General features: G+C 54.2%; 6 protein-coding genes. 2 read left to right on the top strand and 4 right to left on the bottom strand.

Annotated features, from left to right (window positions below; genetic code table 11):
• Positions 1 to 108: 108 nt before the first annotated feature.
• On the top strand, positions 109 to 363 hold the full coding sequence (locus RT613_RS14790) for a hypothetical protein (RefSeq protein WP_313616476.1): 255 nt from the start codon (positions 109 to 111) through the stop codon (positions 361 to 363).
• Between the two features lie 45 nt (positions 364 to 408).
• Here RT613_RS14790 and RT613_RS14785 read toward each other — a convergent pair whose 3' ends face one another.
• Complete coding sequence (locus tag RT613_RS14785) at positions 409 to 1,044, bottom strand: glutathione S-transferase N-terminal domain-containing protein (protein ID WP_313616475.1); 636 nt, start codon at positions 1,042 to 1,044, stop codon at positions 409 to 411.
• 151 nt (positions 1,045 to 1,195) lie between these two features.
• On the opposite strand from RT613_RS14785, the gene RT613_RS14780 reads away from it, so the two are divergent.
• Positions 1,196 to 1,525 carry a helix-turn-helix domain-containing protein gene (locus RT613_RS14780; protein ID WP_313616474.1) on the top strand — a complete coding sequence of 110 codons (330 nt, stop codon included), beginning with the start codon at positions 1,196 to 1,198 and terminating at the stop codon, positions 1,523 to 1,525.
• 46 nt (positions 1,526 to 1,571) lie between these two features.
• Here RT613_RS14780 and RT613_RS14775 read toward each other — a convergent pair whose 3' ends face one another.
• Genes RT613_RS14775 through RT613_RS14765 form a run of 3 tightly spaced genes read right to left on the bottom strand, consistent with a single transcriptional unit; the run spans position 1,572 to position 2,683 of the window.
• Positions 1,572 to 1,736, bottom strand: coding sequence for a hypothetical protein (locus RT613_RS14775; RefSeq protein ID WP_313616473.1), 165 nt, complete (start codon positions 1,734 to 1,736; stop codon positions 1,572 to 1,574).
• Positions 1,733 to 2,434 carry an amino acid racemase gene (locus RT613_RS14770; RefSeq protein ID WP_313616472.1) on the bottom strand — a complete coding sequence of 234 codons (702 nt, stop codon included), beginning with the start codon at positions 2,432 to 2,434 and terminating at the stop codon, positions 1,733 to 1,735. Before RT613_RS14770 ends, RT613_RS14775 begins: the two co-directional genes overlap by 4 nt.
• Before the next feature lie 24 nt (positions 2,435 to 2,458).
• Positions 2,459 to 2,683: a 4-oxalocrotonate tautomerase family protein gene (locus tag RT613_RS14765; protein ID WP_313616471.1), complete on the bottom strand. Its 225-nt coding sequence runs from the start codon at positions 2,681 to 2,683 to the stop codon at positions 2,459 to 2,461.
• Between the last annotated feature and the right edge of the window lie 94 nt (positions 2,684 to 2,777).

The raw sequence follows: 2,777 nt of genomic DNA, 5'->3' as shown, positions 1-2,777 counted from the left end.
GACCATACGCCAGCGGTTATATAGGCTGTACTACGTCTTCGCCATACCAATACATATACCGGGCGCTTCCTGTTCTGCCTGCTTCATACCGGTATCGTGAAGTTTACCTTGGCGTTCGTGCTGGTGCGCTTCTACCGCATTCGCCTGGAGACTTATGCAACGTTGGTCGTCGACATTCCGTACCTCGAAACAACATTTCTGGGACACTATTTGTATGCCGGACGCTACAGCAGGCAAGAGGTTCGGGAAGCGATATTCGCGGCTCGCTCGCCCGAGCAACAACAGGCATGGCTGCAGCTTCAGGAAGACGTTTTCGCATCTTTTGCAGAGCTAGCGGACAAACAGGAAAAAGGCCATTCCTGATACAAGCTGCAGCAAACCGCCTACAGCGTGATCTCGCGCAGCAGATCAGTTGAGTTCCAGACCTTCCTGCAGGATGGATTTCACAACAGCGTCACGCGATTTAACGCGCTGGTACCAGCCTTGCAGATGCTCAAGGTCATCAAAATGGATTGGCGCATGATAATAGGACTTCAACCAGGGCGCCTGCCCCCAGCCGGTCAGGGCAAACAGATAGGCGTCCGCGACGGAGAAGTTTTGCCCCATGAGGAATGGCCGCCCTGCGAGATGGTCATTGAGCCATGAAAACCGCTTTTCGAGCTTTGGCCGCGCCGTGTTGATGTAATCTCCGGCCTGCTGCGCATATAACAACGGGATAAAACCCTTGTGGACTTCGGTTGACAGGAAGCTGAGCATTTCCTGCAGCCTGTAGCGTTCAAAACTGCCATTTTCCGGCACCAGACCCGCCTGCGGTTTCAAATCGCCGAGGTACTGAACGATGACGGTGCCTTCGCGCAGAATTGTGCCATCTGCCAATTCAAGGGCCGGAATGTAACCGTGCGGATTGACCTTGCGAAAGTTTTTGCCCTGCTCCGTGGTGTGATCATTGTGATCCACTTTGATGAACTCAACCTCAAGACCCAGCTCGTTCGCAACGATGTGGGGCGAAAGTGAGCAGGCTGCGGGCATATAATAAAGTTTCATTGCCGGTATTCTCCATAGATTTCAACACCATCCTTCCACTTGAAGACGGTGCGGACTCTATGTAATTCAGGCGGTCTATAAACGTAAGAACGCAAAATAATGTCATCTAGGTACATAAATTATACCTGGTATGGCAAAGAGGTGATATCAGATGAAAGACACCGTATCCGGCTGTTCCGTTGAAGAAGCGATGCATCTGCTTGGCGGGCGCTGGCGCCTGTTGATCGCCTCTTATCTCGTTGATGGCCCGAAGCGCTTCAACGAATTGCGCAGGCTGATGCCGGGCATTTCACAACGCATGCTGACCCTAGACCTGCGGACGCTTGAAGAGGCTGCGCTGGTTCAGCGGACGGTGTATCCCACCGTGCCGGTGAAGGTGGAATATGCGCTGACCGAAGATGGCAAACGCCTGGAAAACGTGGTCAGCGTTGTCAAAGACTTTGGCCTTTGGCTGAAAGCGCGAAACGCTGACGACGCTTGATACCGTCTTGAACCCGTTCGCGCTCACGACAACTGGAAAGTGCTGATCAGGCCGGTTCGGTGGTTGGCTGCTGGTTCAGCGCATGGGCAACGAAGCGGCGCAGCAGTGCCAGCGGTTCGGCCGCATGTTCGAGGCCCAGCAGAAGAAACAGAAAATCCTTCAGTCGCTCTAACCAGCGACCGCCTGTCTCTACCTTGTCGCTTGACCTCAAAGGCTTGCCGCCAGCAGCGCCTCTATATGAATATCCATTGTATCCAACGTTTTGATCGGCAGCGCGATGCCATCAAACAACAATGGCAGTTCGGTGCAGCCGAGAGCCAGAGCATCAATGCCGTGATCTGATTGCATGCGATTAGCTATCATCAGGAAGGCTGTGCGGGTTTCTTCCCTGACGATGCCATGTTCCAGCTCATCGGCGATTTTTGTGGCTATGTAATCAATCTCCGGCGCGGTGGGCGTGATGACCTCCATCCCCTTTTCTCTGAACGGCGCCTTGAAGAAATCCGCCTCCATGGTGAAACGAGTGCCAAACAGGCCAATTCGGGCAAGGTTTTGGCTGAGCGCAGCGTCGCGCGTTGCCTCCACGATGCTGACCAGAGAAACCTTCGCCTTTTGCTGGACCTGCGCCTGCAGCGCATCAAACACCATATGCGGCGTGTTGCCGGTGAGCGCTATAACCTCGCTTCCGGCGGCAATGAGATTGTCAATGCCGGCCATCAGATAAGCCGTCAGGCCATCACGGTCACCGCGCTGACAGAAGCGAAAAATATCGAATACATTGAGGCTTTCAATGGCGAGGTTGGGAAAGAAATGCGGCCCAACACGCTTTTGCGCGCCGTAAACCAGCTTGCGATAATAAAGCAGCGTCGATTCCGGCCCGATACCGCCGATAAGGCCAAGTTTCTTCATGTCATGCCCTCTGGGAACTCTTGCTCAAGCCGGCTTCTGCGCCTTGGCCTTTTGTCGACGCACAGTGGTGGTTTCGCCGCCAATACCCCAATTGTCCATGGCCACTTCATCAATGATGACAACCGTGGTAGCCGGGTTCTTGTTAAGCACCCGCTGCAAAAGATCGGTCACGCCACGGATGAGCTCGGCTTTCTGTTCGGCCGTTGGCGCTTCAGAACCGCCTGTCACCTTGATGTTGACATAGGGCATTTCAAAACCTCATTTCCGCTGGTGTTAGTCAGACTGGCTCGACTGTCTTCTGCTGGTTCTGCGCATGGGCAACGAAGCGGCGCAGCAGTGCCAG

The sequence above is a fragment of the Agrobacterium sp. genome, assembly GCF_032092815.1.
Classification (GTDB): Bacteria; Pseudomonadota; Alphaproteobacteria; order Rhizobiales; family Rhizobiaceae; genus Agrobacterium.
Note: the sequence above shows the minus strand (reverse complement) of the source record. Positions and strands in the feature narration are given on the sequence as shown.